A 20,506-nucleotide genomic window follows, 5' to 3' on the forward strand; every position below is an offset into this window, starting at 1 on the left:
CGCCGCGCGCGGGCGCGCCCCCCCCCCCCCCCGCCCCCCCCCCCCCGCCCCCCCCCCCCGGGGGGGGGGCGCGCCCCCCCCCCCCCCCCCCGCCGCGGCCCCCCCCCCCCCCCCCCCCCCCCCACCAGGTGACCGCATTCGTGTTGGAATGGGTCAAGTCCGCGGTGTCGTTCGGGCGGTGGCTACTGCAGCGAAAAGAGCCGAGGTCAGAGCCACAGCCATCACCGCTGCCACAGGCGCCGGGCCGGCGGCACCGAACAGGCCGACAACCGGCGAGGCGACGGCACCGAACAGGAATTGCCCGCCACCGAGTAGGGCGGAGGTCGCGCCCGGGGCGCTGCGTCCACGCTGCTGAGCGATGGTGACCACCGCGGGGAAGAACACACCGAACGCGGCGAGCGATACGAGCAGGCACCCCCATGTCAGCATCATCGGACTCCCGACGGTGACCGATACCGACACCAGCAGCACCGTTCCCGCCAGAGCCGTGCCGGCGCTCGTGCACAGCAGTATCTCCGGTGGCCGGTTCCGGACGAGCCGACCGTAGGCGAGACTGCCGAGCATGTTTCCGACGGCGTTGACCCCGTAGACCAGACTCGCCGCCGCCGGGGTGAGGTGGTAGACCTCCTGGAACACAAAGGTCGTGCCTGCGATATAGGCGAAAACCGCTGCGCCCCCGAATGACAACGCCGACACCGGAGCCAGCACCGCGCGGCGGGTGAGCAGCGCACCGATCGAACGCAGCCCGGCCACAATGCCACCCGGGCGCCGGGCGTGCGATGGGAGCGATTCCGGAATCCAGCGCCACACACCCGCCGCCAGCAGCAGCCCGACAACGGCAAGAACGAGAAACACTCCCCGCCACGGCAGAACCAGCAGCAACGCCCCACCTGCCATCGGCGCCAGTACCGGGGCAGCGGCGGTGATCGCCCCCAGCCGCGAGTACACGCCCGCGATATCGTGATCGTCGAAGATATCGGTGACCACCGCACGGGCGACCACGATCCCGGCCCCGCCGGCCACGCCTTGACCGAACCGCGCCGCATCCAGAACCACCACCGTCGGCGCGAACGCACACATCACCGACAGCGCAGCGAATCCGACCGCCCCCGACAACAGCACCGGACGGCGGCCCCGCACGTCGCTGAGGGGGCCCAGCACCAACTGGCCGACGATCATCCCGGCCAGGAAACCGGTGAGCGATACCTGAGCGCCGGAGGTGTCGGTGCCCAGCGACCGAGCCAACTCCGGTAGTGCAGGCACATACATATCGGTGGCCAACGGCGCGGCACCGCTGAGTCCGGCCAGCACAAGTAGCAACAGGCCCCGGCGCGCCACCCGGCTGCTGTCGGCGGCTCCGGTGATCACAGCGCCGGTGCCGCCCCATCGTCACGCGACCACACCGGTACCTCGCCATCGGTGGCGACCGGCGACTCGGCGACCTTGCGCAGCAGCCCGGCCGCGATCTCGACAACCCCGCGTTCGGCATCGGTGAGCGAGTGCCGCAGCGCGGCCGCCAGCCACACATTGCCGTCACGCACGTGCTCGGTCAGCGCGTCGCGACCGGCTTCGGTGATGACGATGTCCTGCTGTCGGGCATCGGTTTCGCTGCGGGAACGGCTGATTCGCCCGAGTTCGTCCAGCTCGTTCAGTACCCGGGTCAACGACTGAACCTGCAGCCCTTCGATCCCCGCGAGCTTCGACGCCGTGAGCGGACCACTGTGAGCAAGATTCGCCAGTACCGACGCCGCCAACCGAGTCAACGGCCTGCCGGACCCGGGTTGCTCGGCCCGGAGCCGGGAGGACAGACGCGATACCGCCCACCGCACCGATTCCGCCACCAGCAGATCATCCGCGCTGCGTTCGCTCTCATCCGCCATAGTTACCAAGCTATCGCTTAATAAATTAAGCCGTCAACCGTAAATACTCTCCAACTTGATACGCTACAGCTTGAGTTGTTCGAAATTCCGAAGCTTCCCGAATCAAGGCAAACCCTCGCGGGGAGCACCTACCAGATCCGCACCGAAGCCCGGAATCGGCAGGAGCCGTACAGCCACGATGAAGTGCGGTTCGCCCGACAGCGGTGATCGCACCGCCGCGAGCAGTTCTGTCCAGCCTTGCCAGAATTCGAAGAGCCCTCGGCACTAATCCGACGAGTTGGTCACGCTTCCGGTGAGGGGGTCGTCACCCAGGCCCTCAGCGCGGCACCCCGCGAAGAGCCGGCCGCCGAACACGTCCAGTACCTGGGCGGCGATCTCGACGAGCGGTTCGATACCCCCGCATGAGACCGACCGCACCTGGTGCGGGAAAGCGTTCTCGCGTACTGGGTGTCGACGTGTCGGTGGAAGAAGACCAGTGGCCGGTGGAACCGTTTACCGCTTCCTGCGCGACCCGTCGCGCGACCGACGGGCGGCCGATAACGGTTTGGATGGCCGAGGACGGCTGTACGGGCGCAGGTGGGCGGGCCGGCGGGCGTGGAGATCGCTGCGTGCCCCGGGATCAGTCGAGTCGGTCGGCTTTCTTGTGCAGGTAGCGCTGTTCGACTTGGTTGCCGCTCAGTTCGGCAGCTCGGCGGAAGAGTTCGGCGGCTGTGGTGCGGTCGCCGACCTGCTGTAGGAGGTGGGCGCGGACGGCGTGTTCGCGTTGCCGGGTGAGAGGGTTGCGGTCGAGGTGGTGGTGTCGGTTGAGGTCGTCGAGCAGGGCCAGGCCCCGGGCGGGGCCGTGGGCGTGGGCGACGGCCACCACCCGGGCGAGTTGGACGGGCGGTGTGGGAGTGAGGCGTTCGAGCCACAGGTAGAGCACCGCGATCTGGGGCCAATCGGTCCGGCCCGGCTCAGCGGCGGCGTGCACCGCGGCGATCGCGGCTTGAATCTGGTAGGGGCCGGCCGGGCCACGGTTCCAGACAGCATCGATGAGTGCGGTTCCCTCCTCTATCATTTCGCGATTCCACCGTGCGGTGTCCTGCTGGGCGAGTGGGATCAGTTCGCCTGCGTCGGTGCGTGCCGCGCGGCGGGATTCGGTGAGCAGCATCAGTGCGAGCAGGCCGGTGACCTCCGCCTCGCCGGGGACGGTGGCGTGCAGCATTCTGGTCAGCCGGATGGCCTCGCCGGTGAGATCGACGCGGGTGAGGTCGGCTCCGGCGGTGGCCGTGTAGCCCTCGTTGAAGACGAGGTACAGCACCTGCAGGACCGCGGCGATCCGGCTGTCGCGGTCGGTGCCGGTGGGGAGGGTGAAGCGGGCGCCGGCCTTGGCGAGTTGTTGTTTGGCGCGGCTGATCCGGGTACCCATGGTGGCCTCGGTCGTACCGTAGGCGTGGGCGATCTCGGCAGTGGTCAGGCCACCGACCGCGCGCAGCGTCAGCGCTACCTGGGAGGTATGCCCGAGCGCGGGATGGCAGCACAGCAACAGCAGGGTGAGACTGTCGTCGGTTCCATAGGTCTGCGCCGCCCGTGCCGGTTCGGCCATGGCCAGTTCGGCGGTACCGGCGTCCAGCTCCCGGCGCCGGCGGGCCTGATCGGAGCGCAGCAGGTCGACCATTCGCCGGTAGGCGACGCGGATGAGCCAGCTGCGCGGGTTGTCCGGCACGCCTTCGGCCGGCCACATCCGGGCCGCGGCCAGCAGTGCTTCCTGCACGGCATCCTCGGCGATGTCGAAGCGCCCGAAACGACGGACCAGCGCACCGAGGACCTGCGGCGTTTCAGCGCGCAGCAGGTCCTCGATCTCAGGGGTCACGCGGTGAAGTCCGCGCCAATGATCGGGCGGATCTCGATCGGTTCACCGAGCGCTTCGACGATACGTGCGGTGATCTCCACGGCCCGCTCGTGCCCGGCGACGTCGATCACGGCGAAACTGGCCAGGACTTCCTTGAGCTCCGCAAACGGCCCGTCGGTGGCGACCACGCCGTCCGTGGACTTGCGGACGGTGGTACTGACGGCCGGGTGGCCGAGCCCCTCGGTGCTGACCAGCTCGCCGGAAGCGAACAGTTCCTTTTCCAGCTGCTGATAGGTGGCGAACGCTGCCAGGGCCTCCTCCGAAGGGGTGTCGGCGGTCGCGGCATCCCACGCGGCGGCCGGGGTGTAGCCGAGCAGCAGATATTTCACGGTGTCCTCCGATGTGATGGGGTCTTCGTCACGGTAACCGGTGTGCGGGCATATCCCGCTCCAGGCGACGGGGCGCGGGCGGGACAGCGCGGTGAAGGCCACTGCGGCGGCCGATTCCGGCGGCCGGCGGCCGGGGTAGTGGCTGCGAAGGTCATCGGGTTCTCCTTCCTCGGTGACGGGTTGTCGCTGCTACCTCGGAGTCAGTGCACAGATCTCGACAGCCCCTGGAAGTGATTCAGATCACACCCAACTGCTGTCGAAGACCGTGCGGCGGCACCGAGGTAGCAGCAAACAACCCCACACACAGAGGAGTACGACAATGATCGAGACCCAGCAGCAGCCCACCCCCGAACTGAAGGCACTGGACCGCCTGGTCGGCACCTGGAAGGTCAGCGGCGGCGCGGAAGGAACCGTGCGCTACGAATGGATGCCGGGCCGGTTCTTCCTGCTCCAGCACATCGACCTCACCCAGTACGGCGAACCCGTGACCGGTATGGAGGTGATCGGCAATCTGCGCCCGTACGGCGAGCCGACCGGGCCCGATGTGGCCTCGCGGTACTACGACTCGGTCGGCAACACCTTCGACTATGTCTACGAACTGGTCGGTGACACACTCACCATCTGGGCCGGCGCCAAGGACAGCCCCGCCTACTACCGGGGCACCTTCGACGCCGCCGGGACCACCGTCACCGGCGAATGGGTCTACCCCGGCGGGGGCGGGTACGCCTCCACCATGACCCGGATCTGAACCGGCGGCCCGAGTCGATCATCACCCGCCACGGCGCCCGGGCCGTGGCGGGTGGCCGACAGACAGCCACGATTCGGCGTCGGCGAAACCGATTCCGCTCAGGGGCCGGCTCCGGTCGCACCGCGGAAAGCCCGGCGGCTCAACAGTCGGACGATTCGGCGTCACTGCCGCGGCAGCGGGCATCGCCGGCGAGACCGACGGTGGTGAACCGCAGGAACAGTTGCACGAGTGGCCCCATCACCACCGCGATCAGCAGAGTGCCGAATCCGACGGTGCCGCCCAGCAGCCAGCCGGCCGTGAGGACAACCAGTTCGATTCCGGTGCGGACGATCCAGACCGGCCTGGCGAACAGCCGTACCGCACCGGTCATGAGCCCATCGCGCGGCCCGGCACCGAACCTGGCCCCCAGATAGACCGCGTCGAAGCAGGTCAGCATCAGAAGACCGGCCAGGAAGTAGAGCAGCTGCCGCGCCGGCGAATCCGCCTCCGGGAGCGCCAGGGCGCTCAGGTCCGCGCACGTCCCGACGAGCAGTACGTTGAGCACCGTGCCGAGCCCCGGTAGCTCCCGCAGCGGAATCCAGAACAGCAGGACGACCACCGCGATGACATTGGTCGCCCAGCCGAAGGTCAGACCGGACTGCTGAGCCACCCCCTCGGCCAGCACGTTCCAGCTCGACGCGCCCAACGACGATTCGACCAGCAGGGTCAGCGACGTGCCGTAACCGGCCAACCCGAGCAATAGTTGGGCCAGTCTCCGGGGTTTCTTCTCGGCACGCCACTGTTCGACAGCGGTCATCCGCCGCGCCACAGGTCCGGGACCGCGCACTGTACGGCCGGTCGAGATCATCACCCTCCTCGGAATGCTCCGGCGCGACCACGAGGCCGGCAAGCTGTCGATCTGTCCGCGGAGACGATCTTTCGCTCGATCGGGAGAGGGAGTAAGAGCCAGTCACGAGATACCGGCCTGCCCGGCGACGTCCGGCGGTGGCGGCGACCATTCGAACCGATCGACCGGCCGCTACACCTACTTCCGCCCGAGCCCGAGACCATTTAGCGAACGGACCAGGATTGGGCCGCCTCGAGGGTGCATCCCGTACCGGAGTACCGGCTTATCCTGGCGTTATGACGATTTCCGCCGGCGGCGAGGACTGGGTACCGGATTCGTGCACGCTGCCCACGGTGGAGCGGCCGATCCGGATCGCGGAGTTCGACCGGCTCTTCGCCGACTCCGCGTACAGCGCGCGACGACCGGACGCGGCGCGGCTCGAACTCGTGCTCGATCCCGGGGCCGAGCCGGCCGCGCGGGAACTGGCGGCGCGCGAGTCGAGCTGTTGTTCGTTCTTCACTTTCGATTTCGCCACCACCACCGAGGGTTTCGTTATGGGGGTCGAGGTTCCCGGCACGTACGTCGAGGTACTCGACGCGTTCGCCGCGCAGGCAGACACCGCGACAGGCAGCGCCCGGTAACCACGCTGCGTACCGGTGAGCTCGCGGCTGGCTACGGCGAAGCTGCGTACGTGTTGCCGGTGTCGGCGATCGCCGTTTTGAACTGGGGACATTCGACCAAGGGTTCATGGGTGCAGGTCGCCGCGTGGTGCAGACTGTCGCGCATGCGGGTCAGCCGGGAGATGTCGTGGTCGAGTTGGCTCGCACGTCGCGCGAGGTGCGCACGTAATTCGGTGTCGTCCGGCGTCGCGGTCAGGAACCGCTGGATCTGGGCCAGGGTGAAACCTGCTCCACGTGCGCAATCTATGAGCGTCAGCCGATCGAGCACGTCCGGCTCGAACGTGCGGCGCAGCCCGTTGCGACCGGCCGACCGGATGAGGCCACGCCGTTCGTAGAACCGCAGGGCCGACGGTGCCAACCCGGACCGGACGGCCACCTCGGCGATATCGAGTAGTGCCACGCCGGTACTCCTTGACTTGAACCATGCTTCAAGTCGCAGGATAGCGGCATGAGCACAGCGAATACACCCACATCGGGCTTGCATCCTCAGGTGCAGGTATATCTGGAACGGATCTCGCGCGCAGGGTTCGCGGAACTGCACACCTTCACACCCGAGCAGGCGCGCGAGGGTCTGCGCCGCCAGATCCCGTTACTCGGTGAACCGGAACCGGTCGCCGCGATCGAGAATCGGGCGATCTCACTGGCGGGTCACGAGGTTCCGATCCGGATCTATACCCCGGCCGGTGAGGGGCCATTTCCGGTGATGGCGTTCTTCCACGGCGGCGGTTTCGTCGTCGGTGATCTCGACACCCATGACGGCCTGTGCCGCAGCCTCGCCAACGGTGCAGCCGCCGCGGTCGTCTCGGTCGGCTATCCCTTGGCGCCGGAACACAAATTCCCCGCCGCAGTGGACGTGTGCTTCGCGGCTACGCAGTGGGCCGCGGCACACGCCGACAGTTTCGGCGCCGACGGAAACAGGATCGCGGTCGCCGGTGACAGCGCCGGCGGCAATCTCGCCGCGGTCGTTACGCATATGGCCCGCGACCTGGGAGGACCGCCGCTGGCCTTCCAGTTGCTCATCTATCCCGACACGGATTTCCGGCGCAGCAATATCAGCATCCGGGAGTTCGCCGGGAAATACGGGAACATCACGCGTGCGGGCCAGCATTGGTTCATGGACAACTATCTGCGCGGCGAAGCGGAAAAGTTCGATCCACGTGTCTCCCCGCTGCTGGCGACCGACCATTCCGGCTTGCCGCCGGCGCTGATCATCACCGCCGAATACGATGCGCTACGGGACGAGGGCGAAGAGTACGCCGCCGCACTGTCCCGCGCCGGGGTGCCGGCCGAGGTCAGCCGCTACCCGGGAATGATCCACGAGTTCGCGCGCCATCCGTTCGGTGCCACAGCGCGATCCGAAGCCGCCGCCGCATTACGCCGGGCATTCGCCGTGGTTTCCGAAGTTTAGGGATGGGTTGCCGACTCGGGATAACCCGAACCTCTGGCTACCGTTCGAGTGACCGGAGTATCTCCGCTGTGCCACTTGCGGATGTCCGACGGGGTGTCCGCGCGCGGGAGTGATCCTGCCCGGCGTTACCGGCAGCAGTTGGGGTCCAGGACCACGCAGAGCGCGGCCAGTGCGTCGCGGTGGACACGGTGGACGACGTTCATGCCCTGACGTTCGGAGTTCAGGAGTCCCGCTTTGCGCAGCTGGGAAAGGTGGTGGCTGACCGTGGATTCGGACAGGCCGACCGCGTCGGCGAGGTCGCCGCCGTTGCGCCCGTCCTCGGGGCTCGCCAGCAGCAGTGACATCAGCTTCACCCGGACCGGGTCGGCGAGGGCTTTGAGCCGGAGTGCGACGTGCAGGGCGGCTTCGTCGTCGACCGGGCCGGCGGCCACGGGTGGGCAGCACAGGGGTGTGCTCATGTCGATGACGGGCAGCGCTTTGGGCATGAAAACCATCCTACCGATGATGTTGACTTATGTCGAAAAGGTGGCAGACTGGCCGCTGTCAGCAATTCGATATATGTCACACAGGTGGTGGTCATCATGTCACGTGTTCAGCTCGCACTCAACGTCGACAATGTGGAGCAGGCCGTCGAGTTCTACTCGACCCTGTTCGGAGTCCAGCCGGCCAAACGCAAGCCCGGCTATGCGAACTTCGCGGTCGCCGAGCCGCCGCTGAAGCTGGTGCTCATCGAGAACCCGGGCCAGGGCGGCAGTGTGAACCATCTCGGCGTCGAGGTGGAGTCCGCGGAGAAGGTGCACGCCGAGATCGCACGCCTCTCGGAAGCCGGTCTGTTCACCGAGGAGCAGATCGCGACCACGTGTTGCTTCGCCACCCAGGACAAGGTGTGGGTGACCGGCCCGAATCAGGAACGGTGGGAGGTCTACACCGTGCTGGCCGATACCGAGCATTTCGGCACCGAACCCCGGTTCGCCGGGAAAGACGACGGCGAGGCGGTGCAGGCCTGCTGTGGCACCGACGGCCGCGGCGATTCCGCACCCGGGACGGAGGCCGAGTCGACGGTGGCGTGCTGCGCACCGGCCACTGCCCGCTGAGACGCCCGGGCCTCGGCGTGACCGATGTGGAGAACGCGGTAGCGGCAGGCGGGTCGGCCGCGAGCAGGCCCGAGCCCGGCACGCCGGCGGTTACCGCAAACCGGAAGAGTTCGCCGGTCAGCGGGTATTCATGGTGGGGCGGGGAGCTCCGCGCGGCCGCCCCACCACCGTGGCTGGGCACGAACGTGCAGGTCATGGCCCCTACCTCGGCCTGGCCCGGCGGGCGGGTCAGGCATGTGCGGGCAATAGCTCGGCGATGAGCGCTTCGACCCGGGCCCGGATCTCGTCACGGATCGGGCGCACCGCCTCCACACCTTTACCGGCCGGATCCTCCAGGTCCCAGTCGCGGTAACTGACACCGGGGAACACCGGGCAGGTATCACCACAGCCCATGGTGATCACCACATCAGAGGACTGCACCGCATCCGGGGTCAGGATCTTCGGAGCCCGGCCGGTGAGATCGATTCCGACCTCGGCCATCGCCACTACTGCGGCGGGATTCAGGGTGTCGGCGGGAGCGCTGCCGGCGGAGCGAACCTCGATCGCGTCGCCGGCGAGGTGGGCGAGGAATCCGGCGGCCATCTGGGAACGCCCGGCATTGTGGACGCAGACGAACAACACACTCGGCTTATCGGTCACGGCAGGGCCTTTCAGTCGGTGGGGATGTCGAGTTCGGCGAGGTGGTGAACAGGCCGGGCACCACCCGGCGAACTGTTCGGGCACGGATGAGCAGCACCGCCGGGGCCCTGGTCATCGCGATCCCACTTCGGTTACACCCGCCGAGGCGCGGAATCGGTTGCGCAGGGCCAGCGATACATACACCAGGGCGACCAGGACGGGGACCTCGATCAGCGGGCCCACGACCCCGGCGAGGGCTTGCCCGGAGGTGGCGCCGTAGGTGGCGATCGCGACCGCGATGGCGAGTTCGAAGTTGTTGCCCGCCGCGGTGAACGCCAGCGTGGTCGTCCGCTCGTAGCCGAGCCCCATCATCGCGCCGAGCAGGTAGCCCCCACCCCACATGATCGCGAAATACGCCAGCAGCGGGATCGCGATGCGGACCACGTCGAGGGGCTGGGAGGTGATGCGGTCGCCCTGCAGCGCGAACAGCAGCACGATGGTGAACAGCAGACCGTAGAGCGCCCACGGCCCGATTCGCGGAATCAGCGTGGATTCGTACCAGTCGCAGCCCTTCGCACGCTCGCCTGAGCGGCGGGTGAGGTATCCGGCCAGCAGCGGGATGCCGAGGAAGATCAGTACCGATTTCGCGATCTGCCAGGGCGAGGCCTCGATCGTGGTCTGTTCCAGGCCCAGCCATCCGGGCAGTACCGAGAGGTAGAACCAGCCCAGCACGGCGAACATGACGACCTGGAAGATCGAGTTCAACGCCACCAGCACGGCGGCGGCTTCGCGGTCTCCGCAGGCCAGATCGTTCCAGATGATCACCATGGCGATGCAGCGCGCGAGCCCGACGATGATCAGTCCGGTCCGGTACTCCGGAAGATCGGGCAGCAGCAGCCAGGCCAGAGCGAACATCAACGCGGGACCGAGTACCCAGTTCAGCACCAGCGACCCGATCAGGAGGCGGCGGTCGCCGGTGACCGTGTCGAGGCGGTCGTAGCGGACCTTGGCCAGTACCGGGTACATCATGATCAGCAGCCCGATCGCGATCGGCAGCGAGATCCCGTCGATTTCCACCGCCGCCAGCGCATCCCCGAGGCCCGGGATGAGCCGGCCCAGCAGCAGACCGGCGGCCATGGCCACGCCGATCCACACCGGCAGGAACCGGTCCAGCGTCGAGAGCTTGCCCACCACTCCGTGCTCGCCGGCGGTGGTGGTAGCGGTGGCGCTCATGCGGTGACCCCGGCGGCCTCGCCGCTCTCCAGCAGCAACGCGTCCGACACTCGCTGCAACGCCTGCGGGACAACCCGGTAGTACACCCAGGACGCGCGGCGTTCACTGGTCAGCAGCCCTGCTTCGCGCAGCACTTTCAGATGGTGGGAGATGGTCGGCTGGGTGAGATCGATGCCCTCGGACAGATCACACACGCAGGCCTCCATCCCGGACCTGGACGCGATCGAACTCAACAGACGCAGCCGCACCGGATCCGACAGCGCCTTGAACACCGCCGCCAACTCCACCGCGGTCTCCGCCGACAGGGGCTCCCGCACACAGGGGGCAGGGTTGCAGGCCTCGACCGGTATCACCGGCAACTGCGACTTCGACATGAATCGATATTGACAAATATCGATACCGAGGCGCAAACAAACACCCGGTGAACAGCCACCCGCACATCGGCACCGCCGAAGATGCGCCGAAGCCGCGGTCACAGCACCCGTCCGCCCCAGACCGACCCGGCATACTCGGGGTGTGAACAACGAGGGGTACAGCACGGCCGTGGACTGCGCCGTCGAACTGGATGATCCGGTGGGTGAATCGCTGCGGGGACGGCATGCGCATTTGGGCCGGTGGATCGGGCGGGCGGGTGCGTACCTGCCGGAGGTGGCGTCGTTCACCGCAGTGGGCAACGATCCGGATGAGCAGGTATGGGCCGAGGTGGCCCGGCTGGTCGGGCGGGGGGAGGTCGCGGATATTTTCAGTAGCGGGGCGCGGCCGCCTGCCGACTGGGAACCCGTTTTCGCCCTGGACGGCCGGCAGATGATCGGGCCGGCGAGCGCGCCGGAACAACTGCCGAGCCCCGGTACCGATGTAGTGGAGCTGGGCGCGGAGAGTGTGCCCGAGATGCTCGACCTGATCGCGCGGACGCAGCCGGGGCCGTTCCGGCCCCGCACCCACGAACTCGGCACCTATCTGGGTATCCGCGAGCACGGCAGGCTGGTGGCGATGGCGGGCGAACGGCTCCGGCCGCCGGGATGGACCGAGGTCAGCGCTGTCTGCACAGCACCGGAGGCGCGGGGCAGAGGGTATGCGGCCCGTTTGATCGGCGAGCTCGTCGCGCGGATCGTGACGCGGGGGGAACGGCCGTTTCTGCATGTGGTCGAAACCAATGCCGGTGCGATCGCCCTGTACGAGCGGCTCGGTTTCCGCACCCGCACGCAAGTGACCTTCCGGGGGTTCCGCGTACCTTGATGTCGATGACCGACCGGGATGCCTCCTGAACCCGTTATCCTGCTCTCCGGCGTTCCGGCCCCGCCGCACCATGCGGCGCCCTGATCCGAAGGGAGTGGTGGCATGACCGACGAGGCAGCGGCGGCCATTTCGGTGATGGTGGTCGACGATCACCCGATCTGGCGCGAAGGCGTGGCCCGGGACCTCGAGGCGGCCGGGTTCCGGGTGATCGCCACCGCCGAGGACACCGCGACCGCAGTCCGGCGGGCCGCCGCGGCACGACCGCGCGTGGTGCTGATGGATATGCAGCTCCCCGACGGCAACGGCGCCCAGGCGACAGCCGATGTGCTGCGAGTTTCCCCGGACAGCCGGGTGCTGGTGCTCTCGGCGTCCGACGAACGCGACGACGTACTGGACGCGGTGAAAGCGGGGGCCTGCGGGTACCTCGTCAAAAGTGCTTCCGCGGCCGAACTTTTCGCCGCGGTCCACGATACGGCTGCCGGGCAGGCGGTGTTCACCCCCGGGCTGGCCGGTCTGGTGCTGGGCGAATACCGGCGGATGGCCACCGCTCCCAGCGATCCCGGCACCCCCGAGCGGCCCGCGCTGACCGAACGCGAAACCGAGGTGCTGCGCCTGGTCGCCAAAGGGCTGTCGGCCAAGCAGATCGCCAACCGTCTGCACCTGAGCCATCGCACGATCGAGAACCATGTACAGGCGACCCTGCGCAAACTTCAGCTGGCGAACCGGGTGGAGCTCACGCGCTATGTGATCGAACAGGGCCTGGACGATTGATGACCGCCGCTATCCGAAGGCCGGGGACTCACCGACCTGTGCGGGCGGGCGGGCGGCAGTAACGCGACGGTCCGGGTGGCCATCGGCCCAGGCCGCCACGGCGCGATCGGCCGCGCCGTCATGCAGTTCTCCAGTGGTGTTCCCGACAAGGCGGACAGCGGGATCGGGTAGATCCCGAGGCGGTGGCGAGTAGTTCTACTCATCCGCTGGGAACCCGCTCCGCCGACCATCGGAATATGACGATTTCGATCGACCCGGCGCTGGTCGCCCGCCTGTCCGGCGAGTTCGACTCGCTGGCCGGTGAATTCACCGCTCTGGGCGGACAGCTGAACACGCTGGGCCGTGACCTGGCTTCCCTGCATCGGCAGGTGCTGTCGGCGGCGCCGGACCGCGCCGGATCGCCGGGTACCGCGGTTTCCGCGGCGCCACCCGAGCCGGCCGCGAACCCGGGCGGGGGGTCCGGCCCCGAGGCAGCAGTCTCGGGGCCCGCGACGGAGAAGATCACGGCACCACCGGGCGCTGCGCCGGGTGTGGCGCCGGTATCCGGTGTGCGCGTCGGCGGGGTGCACACACCGGAACAGCCGGGCCCGGCCTCTCCCCCGGTGGAGGCCGGGTCCGGCACCCGACCCGGAACGCCGCCGCCCGCGCCCGGAACCACCGCCTCTCCGGGCGGCTGGACGGGCGGAACTTATGCCGCCCCACCCGGTGCCGCGCCGTGGCCCGGCCGCCCCGCCACGACCGCGCGGACGTATCGGGCAGCGATGGCTCAGGTGCCGTCCACGGCGTTCCCGCCGGGCGGTCCCTTCCCACCACGCAACCGTGCTCAAGGCTCCCGTACCCCGGTACCACCGTGGTGGCAGCGGGAGGGCGTCATCAGCCGGCTGCTCGCGGTCGCGGGGGTGGCGGTCACGCTCATCGGCGTCGTCATGCTGCTGGTACTCGCCGCGCAGGCCGGGATCTTCGGGCCGGTTCCGCGGGTGGTCGCCGGCGCGGTCTTCTCCGCCGCGCTGGTGGGCGCCGGAATGCGGGTGTTCCGGCGGCCCGGCGGGCGCGTGGGCGGGATCGCGCTCGCCGCCACGGGTTTCGCGGGGGCCTATCTCGATGTCGTGGCGATGACCACGATCTACGACTGGCTGCATCCGGTACCCGGCTTCGCTGCCGCCCTCGGTATCGCGGCGGCCGGGGTGGGGTTGGCGGTGCAGTGGCGATCGCAACCGCTGGCCGTGCTGGTCGTGACGGGGGCGGCCGGGCTCGCGCCGTTCGTCACGATCGAACTCGCCCTGCTCGCCTTCTTGATCGTGCTGCAAGTGGCCTGTGTCCCGGTGCAGATGCGGTACGACTGGCCGTTCCTCCATCTGGTGCGCACGGTTCCCGCGGTGCTGGCCACCCATCTGACGATCCTCGCGTTCGTGATCGGACAGCCGGACGACCGCCGGGCGCTGGTACTCGTGGCGGCGACGGCGGTAGCCGCGGTCGGTCTGGGCGGCGCGCTCGTCGTGACGCGGCAGCGGCCGGGCGATCTCGTCGCGAGCCTGAGCTGCGCGCTGGCCCTCACCCCGCTGCTTGCCGCGCCCGCCCTGATCGACCGGCCGGCCGCCACCGTCCTGTCCGCGGGTTACGCGGCGGTGCTGCTGGCGGTCGCCGCGACAACGCTGGTCCCGAAACTGCGTGACGCAGCCCGCATCCCGGGCCATACCGCGATCGTGGCGGGCACCGGCGGTTCCTTCGCTCTGCTGGAAGCCGTCTGGGATGTCACCACCGGGTCCACCCTGCCGTTGGGGCTCCTGCTCGTCGCCGCCTGCTATCTGGGCGTCGCGGGCCAGGCCCGGAACCGGGTCACGGCTCTGCTCGGCACCTGCTACGCCGTACTCGGCGGTATCGGCCTGTTCGCCGTCGCCGATCCGGAAACCCTGGCCGCATCTCGCCTGGCAATCGAGGGCCTGAGCACCGCGACCGCGGCGGCCGCGGTCGCGGGGCTGGGCGTCCTCGCGGTGGCATTGTGGACGCTGCGCCGGCTCTTCGGCACGACGACCGACGAAGCGGTGACCACACTGCTGTGGATCGGCGCCAGTGCGGCGGCGCTGTACCTGGTGACCACCGCGACGGTGTCGCTGGGTGCCGCCGCCGGCGCCGCGGACGGATTCGTCGTCGGCCACAGCGTATCCACCATCATCTGGATGACCGGGGCGCTGGCCGCCCTCCTGTACGGCCTGCGCCGGCTGGGCGCCGAGGCGTCGGCCACGGTGAAGGTCGCGCTGGGGTCCGGGCTGCTGGTCACCGCCGCCGCCCTGGCGAAACTGTTCCTGTTCGACCTGGCGACGCTGGACGGACTGATCCGGGTCGCGGCCTTCCTGATGGTCGGAATCCTCTTGCTGGTCGCCGGAACCCGCTATGCCCGGGCGTTCGCCGAAACCGGGTCACGCGAGTCCCGCACCGGGTAGCGAACTCTCGGCCGTCGCCGGCCGGCAACCAGCTGCCGCTGCGCATCTCCCCTCCGGGTGCGCAGCGGCGGCCGTCCGGCGGGCGGGTGACCGCGATCCCGGCCGATCCACCGCATCACGTCGACGGTCGTCGAACAGAGGTCTCGAACCGGCGCCGGGGTCGTCATCCGGCACGATCCCCGGCCCGCGCCGCCGCGACCATCGCGCGGGTCACTGTCTCGAGGTCCACGGTATCGCTGATGAACGGCGGCATGGCGTAGACGAGATCGCGGAACGGCCGGATCCAGGCGCCCGCGCCGACGGCCGCGTCGGTGGCCGCGCGCATATCCACGGGGCGGTCGAGCTGGATCACCCCTATACCGCCCAGCACCCGGACATCGGTCACGCCCGGCAGTTCCCGGGCCGGCGCCAGCCCCGCGCGCAGCCCGTTCTCCAGCCGCGCGACCTCGCCGCGCCAATCACGGGTCAGCAGCAGTTCGATGGAGGCGACCGCGACCGCGCAGGCCAGCGGGTTGCCCATGAACGTCGGCCCGTGCATGAGGCCGCCGTGGGCCGCGCTCACGGTTTCGGCGAGTTCGGTGGTGCACAGTGTCGCGGCGAGCGTCAGGTAGCCACCGGTGAGCGCCTTGCCCACACACATGACATCGGGGGCGACCCCGCCGTGCTCGGCCGCGAACAATGTGCCGGTGCGACCGAATCCGGTGGCGATCTCGTCGAACACCAGCAGCACCCCGTGCTCGTCGCAGAGCCGGCGCAGATCGGCCAGATAGCGCGGGTCGTGCCAGCGCATCCCACCGGCTCCCTGCACTACGGGTTCCACCACGACGGCGGCGAGTTCGGCGGCATTTCCGGCAATGGCCGCTTCGAGTTCGCGCACGTAATCCGGCAGGTATTCCCGCGGCGGCGCGGAGACGAAGATCTGGTCGGCCAGCACATCGGTCCACAGGGCGTGCATGCCGCCGTCGGGGTCGCAGACGCTCATCGGGGTGAAGGTGTCGCCGTGGTAGCCGCCGCGCCAGGTGAGCAGGCGGCGTTTGCCCGGTTTGCCCACCGACCGCCAAAACTGTAGGCACATCTTCACCGCCACCTCGATCGATACCGAGCCGGAGTCGCAGAGGAACACCTTGTCCAGACCGCCCGGAGTGTGCCGCACCAGGAGTTCGCAGAGACGCACCGCGGGTTCGTGGGTGAGCCCGCCGAACATGACATGACTCATCCGCCCCGCCTGCTCCGCCAGTGCCGCGTCGAGGACGGGATGCCGGTAGCCGTGCACCGCCGCCCACCAGGAGCTCATCCCGTCGACGAGTTCCCGGCCATCGGCCAGGGTGAGCCTGGTACCCGAGGCAGCGGCGACGACCAGGGGTTCGGTGGTGGCCGGGAATCCACCGTACGGGTGCCATACGTGGCGGGCGTCCAGCGCCGAGATCCGCGCCGCGGTGAGCGGCGCCGCAGCAACGGTCAACGGTGATCCTCACCTTGAAGGATGCGGCCGCCCCCTGGGCGACCTGAACACCGTTCAAGTTACCAAAGACACTCGGCGGTTCCAGCGGTCCCCCAACGCGACGCGGGCGCATCCGCCGTCCCTACGGCCGCAGCACCGGCGACGCGGTCCGCGGCCACCCTGGTGGCCAACAGCACTTCCCGCCCCGCTCACAGTCCTCATACCGACCGCCCCGACTCGCCGACGCCCTCGCCCGCGCCCTGCGACACGCCGAGAACTTCCACAACTCGGGCGAGCAGGCTCCGCAATTCATCCATACCCGCCTCCCCGACCTCATGTGCGACCCGCTGCTCGATACCGGCGATCCGCTTCCCGGCCAGCACCAGCGCGTCCTGCCCCGCCGGGGTGCACACCACCTGCCGGGCGCGCCGGTCGGCCGGATCCACCTCCCGGCGCACCAGCCCCGTCTGTTCCAGCTGACCGATCAGTTCGCCCATCGACTGCTGCGTCATCCCCGCCGCCTGTGCCAGTTCACCCACCCGCGAACCGGCCGGGTCGAGGTAGCGGAATACCGCGTAGTGCGCCGGGCGCAGTTCGGCGGCCAGCTCGGCACGCAAGCCGGCGTTCAGTTCGTCTTCGACGGCCCTGGCGGCAAGGGTGAGCAGTTTCAACAGAGAAGGACGTCCCGGTGTTGACATATTATGAAGGTTACCTTTCTAATTGGGGTATGACATCCCGGGCCCTCTCCTTCCGCAACGGCCATCGCGTCACACTGGTCGACCAGGGCGCCGACGACCGCGGCCCGTATCTGCGCCTGCGGCACGACCTTCCCGAACCCGGCCGCCAGGCCGGACCCCACTGGCATCCGGTACTCACCGAGGAGTGGACGGTGCGCCGGGGCACCGTGCGATTCCGGATCGACGGCCACGAAATCCTCGCGCAACCCGGCGATACCGTCGTCGCACCGGCACGCGCGGTGCACGAATTCCACAACGAGGCCCGCGATACCGTGCTCGATCACGAGATCCGGCCACCACTGCGGCATTGGCAGATGTTCACCCTGTGGAGCGCTCTGGACGAGGCCGGTGCCACCACCGGTTCCGGCGTCCCTCGCAATCCCTTGGCGCTCGCCCTGCTCTGGGAACTACAGGACGGCTACCTGGCCGGTATACCCTCCTGGCTGCAACGGGCCACCTTCGGAAGCCTCGCCGCAATCGCCCGGCGAACCGGTTACGCGCGGCGCCTCGGGATATCACCCGAACCGAACTGATCGTTTGACCAACGACCCCTGGCGGGACTTCGCCGCAATCGCGCTAGGGTCTTGACCATGCACGCGTCCGACCCGCTGCCCGAGGGTGCGGCACCACCACCGAGAGCGCCGGATATCTCCCGGCCACGGGGCCACGTCTACCATCCGCGGTGACCCACTCCCCCGCCGATGACCGCGCAGCCACATCTGTCCGCCGTGCCACCCCAGGACCCGACCGAGAACCGTATGCCCGCAGACCCGCCGCGTTTTCGCCCCGATCCGCGACTGACTCCGGTCCGCAGCACCTACCGGCTACAGCTGCGACCGGACGGCCTCACCTTCGCACAGGCCGTGGCGATCGCAGAGTATCTCCAGCAGCTCGGGGTTTCCCATATCTACCTGTCCCCGGTGATGACCGCCGCGCGCGGTTCCACGCACGGCTACGACGTCACCGACCCCACTGCCGTCTCCCCCGCGCTCGGCGGCCCGGTGGGCCTGAAGGCGCTGGCCGACGAGGCCCGTAACCGCGGTATGGGATTGATCATGGACCTGGTCCCCAACCATGTGGGAGTCGCGGATCCGCAGCAGAACCCGTGGTGGTGGCATGTGCTGCAGTACGGCCGCAAATCGCAGTTCGCCCCCTTCTTCGATATCGACTGGAGTCCGGGCAACGGTGTCGGCGGGCGGCTGGCGCTACCGGTGCTGCGCAGCGAGAACGATCCGGCCGCGCTGACCGTCGACCGGTCCGGGCCCGAACCGCTGCTGGCGCTCTACGATCTGCGTTTCCCGATCGCCCCCGGCACCGACGGCGACAATGCGCTGCGGATCCACGACAAACAGCACTATCGGCTGGTGAGCCGGAAATCCGGTATCTGCGGCTACCGCCGTTACCTGTCGATCGACGGGCTGGCGGCGCTGCGCCAGGAGGATCCGCACGTTTTCGAGGCCACCCACCGCGAACTGGCGGCCTGGTGTGAACACGACCTCATCGACGGTGTGCGGGTGGACCACCCCGACGGGCTGGCCGACCCGACGGAATACCTGCAGCGCCTGCGCCGGCTGATCGGCCCGAACCGGTTGCTGCTGGTGGAGAAGACCCTCGCCAACCGCGAACCCCTCGACGCCACCCTCCCGATCGACGGCACCACCGGTTACGACACCCTCGCCGATTTCGGCGGTGTCCTGCTCGAACCCGCCGGCGAACCGATCCTCACCGAACTGTCCCGGCACATCACCGGGCACGGCAGCGACCGCGTGTGGGTGGGCGAGAAAGAACACCGAATCAAACGCGCGGTGGCGGAGAGTATTCTGCTGCCGGAGATCCGCCGGCTGGTCGCCGCGATCAAACAGGACGCGGGCGCCGAGGATTTCGACACCATGGCGCTCACCAACGCCACCATCGAAGTGCTGTCGTTCCTGCCGGTGGCCCGGGCCGACTACACACCGCTCGCGGGCATGATCAGCGCGGTGCTGGCCGAGGTGGAGAAACGCAATGCCGAACTGCGGGTGCCGCTGTCGGTGCTGGTGACGGCATTGACCCGGGGTGGGGCAGCGTGGAGCCGGTTCCATCAGGTGAGTACGGCGATCGGCGCGAAGGCCGTGGAGGACATTCTGTTCTACCGCGCGGTGCGACTGGTCTCGTTACAGGAACTCGGTGGTAATCCGGCGCGTTTCGGTCGCACCGTCAACGAATTCCATCTCGCCAACGCGTCGCGGGCGCTGCGCTGGCCCGCCTCGATGACCACCCTGTCCACCCACGACACCAAACGCGGCGAGGATGTGCGGGCGCGGATCGGCATCCTGTCCCAGGTCCCGCGGATGTGGGCGCGGGCGGTGACGCTGTGGTTGGAGAAACTGCCGCCCCCCGACGGCGCGACCGCACTGTTCCTGCTGCAGAACATGTTCGGGATGTGGCCCGCCGACGGCCGGCCGGCGTCCTCGGTCCCCGGGCTGCGCGAGCGCGTGCACCGCTTCGCCGAGAAGGCGATGCGCGAATCCGGGCTGCACACCGCCTGGGAGGAACCCGACCTGGAGTTCGAGAACTCGGTGCACGCCTGGCTGGACCAGGTGATCGACGGGCCGGTGGGGCGTCAGCTCACCGATCTCGCACACGACCTCGCACCGCACGCCTGGTCGGATTCGCTGGCCCAGAAACTGCTGCAGCTGTGTGCCCCGGGAATCCCGGATATCTACCAGGGCTGCGAGATCTGGGAGGACTCCCTGGTAGATCCGGACAACCGCCGCCCGGTGGACTTCGGAGCCCGGATCGCGATGCTGCACACCCTCACCACCACCCCCGCCCTGGATATCACGGGTGCCGCGAAGATGTGGGTGGTGGCGTACGCGCTGTGGCTGCGCCGGGAGCGGCCCGAATGTTTCGTCGGCGGCAGCTATACACCCGTGTTCGGGCACGGCGAGCACGCCGACAAACTGGTCGCCTATGCCCGCGGTCGGGTCGGTGCCGATCCGGAAATCCTCGTGGCGGTGACCCGGCACAGTGTCGCGATCGGCGAGACCGGCTGGGGCGATACCTATATCGAGCTGCCGTCCGGTTCCTGGACCGACCGGCTCACCGGGCACACCTTCCAGAACCGCGCCCGGACCGAGAAGTTGTTCGCCCGGCTACCGGTCGCGCTCCTGGTCCGCTGAACGCTCGGCGGC

Annotated in this window: 22 protein-coding genes; 10 read left to right on the plus strand and 12 right to left on the minus strand. The window is 68.9% G+C overall.

Annotated features, from left to right (window positions below; translation table 11 throughout):
• Positions 1-153 precede the first annotated feature (153 nt).
• Together QH195_RS27985 and QH195_RS27990 are read right to left on the minus strand one after the other, a co-directional pair.
• Positions 154-1,368 (minus strand): Bcr/CflA family efflux MFS transporter, encoded by a 1,215-nt coding sequence (locus QH195_RS27985; protein WP_280437594.1) that lies wholly within the window; start codon positions 1,366-1,368, stop codon positions 154-156.
• The gene (locus tag QH195_RS27990) at positions 1,365-1,880 is read right to left on the minus strand and encodes a MarR family winged helix-turn-helix transcriptional regulator (RefSeq protein ID WP_280425550.1); all 516 of its coding nucleotides are present in this window, start codon (positions 1,878-1,880) and stop codon (positions 1,365-1,367) included. The genes QH195_RS27985 and QH195_RS27990 overlap by 4 nt, the downstream gene beginning before the upstream one ends.
• Before the next feature lie 237 nt (positions 1,881-2,117).
• Here QH195_RS27990 and QH195_RS27995 point away from each other — a divergent pair, with 237 nt between their 5' ends.
• A complete protein-coding gene (locus tag QH195_RS27995) occupies positions 2,118-2,285 on the plus strand; it encodes a hypothetical protein (protein ID WP_280437595.1) in 168 nt (55 codons plus the stop codon).
• 214 nt (positions 2,286-2,499) lie between these two features.
• Here QH195_RS27995 and QH195_RS28000 read toward each other — a convergent pair whose 3' ends face one another.
• On the minus strand, positions 2,500-3,732 hold the full coding sequence (locus QH195_RS28000) for an RNA polymerase sigma factor (protein WP_280437596.1): 1,233 nt from the start codon (positions 3,730-3,732) through the stop codon (positions 2,500-2,502).
• Complete coding sequence (locus QH195_RS28005; protein WP_280437597.1) at positions 3,729-4,100, minus strand: YciI family protein; 372 nt, start codon at positions 4,098-4,100, stop codon at positions 3,729-3,731. Before QH195_RS28005 ends, QH195_RS28000 begins: the two co-directional genes overlap by 4 nt.
• A gap of 319 nt (positions 4,101-4,419) precedes the next feature.
• Here QH195_RS28005 and QH195_RS28010 point away from each other — a divergent pair, with 319 nt between their 5' ends.
• The gene (locus QH195_RS28010; protein ID WP_280425546.1) at positions 4,420-4,848 is read left to right on the plus strand and encodes a hypothetical protein; all 429 of its coding nucleotides are present in this window, start codon (positions 4,420-4,422) and stop codon (positions 4,846-4,848) included.
• A gap of 139 nt (positions 4,849-4,987) precedes the next feature.
• On the opposite strand, the gene QH195_RS28015 is transcribed toward QH195_RS28010, so the two are convergent.
• A complete protein-coding gene (locus tag QH195_RS28015) occupies positions 4,988-5,644 on the minus strand; it encodes a YczE/YyaS/YitT family protein (protein WP_280425545.1) in 657 nt (218 codons plus the stop codon).
• Positions 5,645-5,970: 326 nt separating this feature from the next.
• Between QH195_RS28015 and QH195_RS28020 the strand changes: the two genes are divergently transcribed.
• Positions 5,971-6,315, plus strand: a complete 345-nt coding sequence (locus QH195_RS28020; protein ID WP_280425544.1) for a hypothetical protein — start codon at positions 5,971-5,973, stop codon at positions 6,313-6,315.
• A gap of 31 nt (positions 6,316-6,346) precedes the next feature.
• On the opposite strand, the gene QH195_RS28025 is transcribed toward QH195_RS28020, so the two are convergent.
• On the minus strand, positions 6,347-6,754 hold the full coding sequence (locus tag QH195_RS28025) for a MerR family transcriptional regulator (RefSeq protein ID WP_280437598.1): 408 nt from the start codon (positions 6,752-6,754) through the stop codon (positions 6,347-6,349).
• Between the two features lie 48 nt (positions 6,755-6,802).
• On the opposite strand from QH195_RS28025, the gene QH195_RS28030 reads away from it, so the two are divergent.
• Entirely contained in the window at positions 6,803-7,762 is a 960-nt protein-coding gene (locus QH195_RS28030; protein ID WP_280437599.1) for an alpha/beta hydrolase, read from the plus strand.
• A gap of 125 nt (positions 7,763-7,887) precedes the next feature.
• On the opposite strand, the gene QH195_RS28035 is transcribed toward QH195_RS28030, so the two are convergent.
• On the minus strand, positions 7,888-8,247 hold the full coding sequence (locus QH195_RS28035; RefSeq protein WP_280437600.1) for an Rv2640c family ArsR-like transcriptional regulator: 360 nt from the start codon (positions 8,245-8,247) through the stop codon (positions 7,888-7,890).
• A gap of 96 nt (positions 8,248-8,343) precedes the next feature.
• Between QH195_RS28035 and QH195_RS28040 the strand changes: the two genes are divergently transcribed.
• On the plus strand, positions 8,344-8,856 hold the full coding sequence (locus QH195_RS28040) for an ArsI/CadI family heavy metal resistance metalloenzyme (protein ID WP_280425540.1): 513 nt from the start codon (positions 8,344-8,346) through the stop codon (positions 8,854-8,856).
• A gap of 228 nt (positions 8,857-9,084) precedes the next feature.
• Here the strand turns inward: QH195_RS28040 and QH195_RS28045 are convergent, their stop codons facing one another.
• From QH195_RS28045 to QH195_RS28055, 3 genes are all read right to left on the minus strand, one after another.
• Positions 9,085-9,495, minus strand: coding sequence for an arsenate reductase ArsC (locus tag QH195_RS28045; protein WP_280437601.1), 411 nt, complete (start codon positions 9,493-9,495; stop codon positions 9,085-9,087).
• A 111-nt stretch (positions 9,496-9,606) separates the two neighbouring features.
• Positions 9,607-10,707 carry an ACR3 family arsenite efflux transporter gene (gene arsB, locus QH195_RS28050; protein WP_280437602.1) on the minus strand — a complete coding sequence of 367 codons (1,101 nt, stop codon included), beginning with the start codon at positions 10,705-10,707 and terminating at the stop codon, positions 9,607-9,609.
• Positions 10,704-11,081, minus strand: a complete 378-nt coding sequence (locus tag QH195_RS28055; protein WP_280437603.1) for an ArsR/SmtB family transcription factor — start codon at positions 11,079-11,081, stop codon at positions 10,704-10,706. The genes arsB and QH195_RS28055 overlap by 4 nt, the downstream gene beginning before the upstream one ends.
• A gap of 142 nt (positions 11,082-11,223) precedes the next feature.
• Here QH195_RS28055 and QH195_RS28060 point away from each other — a divergent pair, with 142 nt between their 5' ends.
• The 3 genes from QH195_RS28060 to QH195_RS28070 all read left to right on the plus strand — a co-directional run bounded on the left by QH195_RS28060 (position 11,224) and on the right by QH195_RS28070 (position 15,155).
• Positions 11,224-11,943, plus strand: a complete 720-nt coding sequence (locus tag QH195_RS28060) for a GNAT family N-acetyltransferase (protein ID WP_280425536.1) — start codon at positions 11,224-11,226, stop codon at positions 11,941-11,943.
• Positions 11,944-12,045: 102 nt separating this feature from the next.
• Positions 12,046-12,714 (plus strand): response regulator transcription factor, encoded by a 669-nt coding sequence (locus tag QH195_RS28065; RefSeq protein ID WP_280437604.1) that lies wholly within the window; start codon positions 12,046-12,048, stop codon positions 12,712-12,714.
• Positions 12,715-12,950: 236 nt separating this feature from the next.
• Positions 12,951-15,155: a DUF2339 domain-containing protein gene (locus QH195_RS28070; RefSeq protein WP_280437605.1), complete on the plus strand. Its 2,205-nt coding sequence runs from the start codon at positions 12,951-12,953 to the stop codon at positions 15,153-15,155.
• Between the two features lie 163 nt (positions 15,156-15,318).
• On the opposite strand, the gene QH195_RS28075 is transcribed toward QH195_RS28070, so the two are convergent.
• Positions 15,319-16,617 carry an adenosylmethionine--8-amino-7-oxononanoate transaminase gene (locus QH195_RS28075; RefSeq protein WP_280437606.1) on the minus strand — a complete coding sequence of 433 codons (1,299 nt, stop codon included), beginning with the start codon at positions 16,615-16,617 and terminating at the stop codon, positions 15,319-15,321.
• 197 nt (positions 16,618-16,814) lie between these two features.
• Positions 16,815-17,294 carry a MarR family winged helix-turn-helix transcriptional regulator gene (locus QH195_RS28080; protein ID WP_280437607.1) on the minus strand — a complete coding sequence of 160 codons (480 nt, stop codon included), beginning with the start codon at positions 17,292-17,294 and terminating at the stop codon, positions 16,815-16,817.
• A 29-nt stretch (positions 17,295-17,323) separates the two neighbouring features.
• Here QH195_RS28080 and QH195_RS28085 point away from each other — a divergent pair, with 29 nt between their 5' ends.
• Both QH195_RS28085 and treY read left to right on the plus strand, forming a co-directional pair.
• Positions 17,324-17,866 (plus strand): cupin domain-containing protein, encoded by a 543-nt coding sequence (locus QH195_RS28085; protein WP_280425531.1) that lies wholly within the window; start codon positions 17,324-17,326, stop codon positions 17,864-17,866.
• A 225-nt stretch (positions 17,867-18,091) separates the two neighbouring features.
• Positions 18,092-20,494, plus strand: a complete 2,403-nt coding sequence (gene treY / locus QH195_RS28090; RefSeq protein ID WP_280425530.1) for a malto-oligosyltrehalose synthase — start codon at positions 18,092-18,094, stop codon at positions 20,492-20,494.
• Positions 20,495-20,506 lie beyond the last annotated feature (12 nt).

The sequence above is a fragment of the Nocardia carnea genome, assembly GCF_029868855.1.
Lineage (GTDB): Bacteria > Actinomycetota > Actinomycetes > Mycobacteriales > Mycobacteriaceae > Nocardia > Nocardia carnea_A.

Bases quoted from the DNA above. Each gene is read 5' to 3' on its own strand.
- QH195_RS27990 (WP_280425550.1), bottom strand. From the start codon at position 1,880: ATGGCGGATGAGAGCGAACGCAGCGCGGATGATCTGCTGGTGGCGGAA.
- QH195_RS28010 (WP_280425546.1), top strand. From the start codon at position 4,420: ATGATCGAGACCCAGCAGCAGCCCACCCCCGAACTGAAGGCACTGGAC.
- QH195_RS28015 (WP_280425545.1), bottom strand. From the start codon at position 5,644: ATGACCGCTGTCGAACAGTGGCGTGCCGAGAAGAAACCCCGGAGACTG.
- QH195_RS28020 (WP_280425544.1), top strand. From the start codon at position 5,971: ATGACGATTTCCGCCGGCGGCGAGGACTGGGTACCGGATTCGTGCACG.
- QH195_RS28030 (WP_280437599.1), top strand. From the start codon at position 6,803: ATGAGCACAGCGAATACACCCACATCGGGCTTGCATCCTCAGGTGCAG.
- QH195_RS28035 (WP_280437600.1), bottom strand. From the start codon at position 8,247: ATGCCCAAAGCGCTGCCCGTCATCGACATGAGCACACCCCTGTGCTGC.
- QH195_RS28040 (WP_280425540.1), top strand. From the start codon at position 8,344: ATGTCACGTGTTCAGCTCGCACTCAACGTCGACAATGTGGAGCAGGCC.
- arsB (WP_280437602.1), bottom strand. From the start codon at position 10,707: ATGAGCGCCACCGCTACCACCACCGCCGGCGAGCACGGAGTGGTGGGC.
- QH195_RS28055 (WP_280437603.1), bottom strand. From the start codon at position 11,081: ATGTCGAAGTCGCAGTTGCCGGTGATACCGGTCGAGGCCTGCAACCCT.
- QH195_RS28065 (WP_280437604.1), top strand. From the start codon at position 12,046: ATGACCGACGAGGCAGCGGCGGCCATTTCGGTGATGGTGGTCGACGAT.
- QH195_RS28070 (WP_280437605.1), top strand. From the start codon at position 12,951: ATGACGATTTCGATCGACCCGGCGCTGGTCGCCCGCCTGTCCGGCGAG.
- QH195_RS28080 (WP_280437607.1), bottom strand. From the start codon at position 17,294: ATGTCAACACCGGGACGTCCTTCTCTGTTGAAACTGCTCACCCTTGCC.
- QH195_RS28085 (WP_280425531.1), top strand. From the start codon at position 17,324: ATGACATCCCGGGCCCTCTCCTTCCGCAACGGCCATCGCGTCACACTG.
- treY (WP_280425530.1), top strand. From the start codon at position 18,092: ATGCCCGCAGACCCGCCGCGTTTTCGCCCCGATCCGCGACTGACTCCG.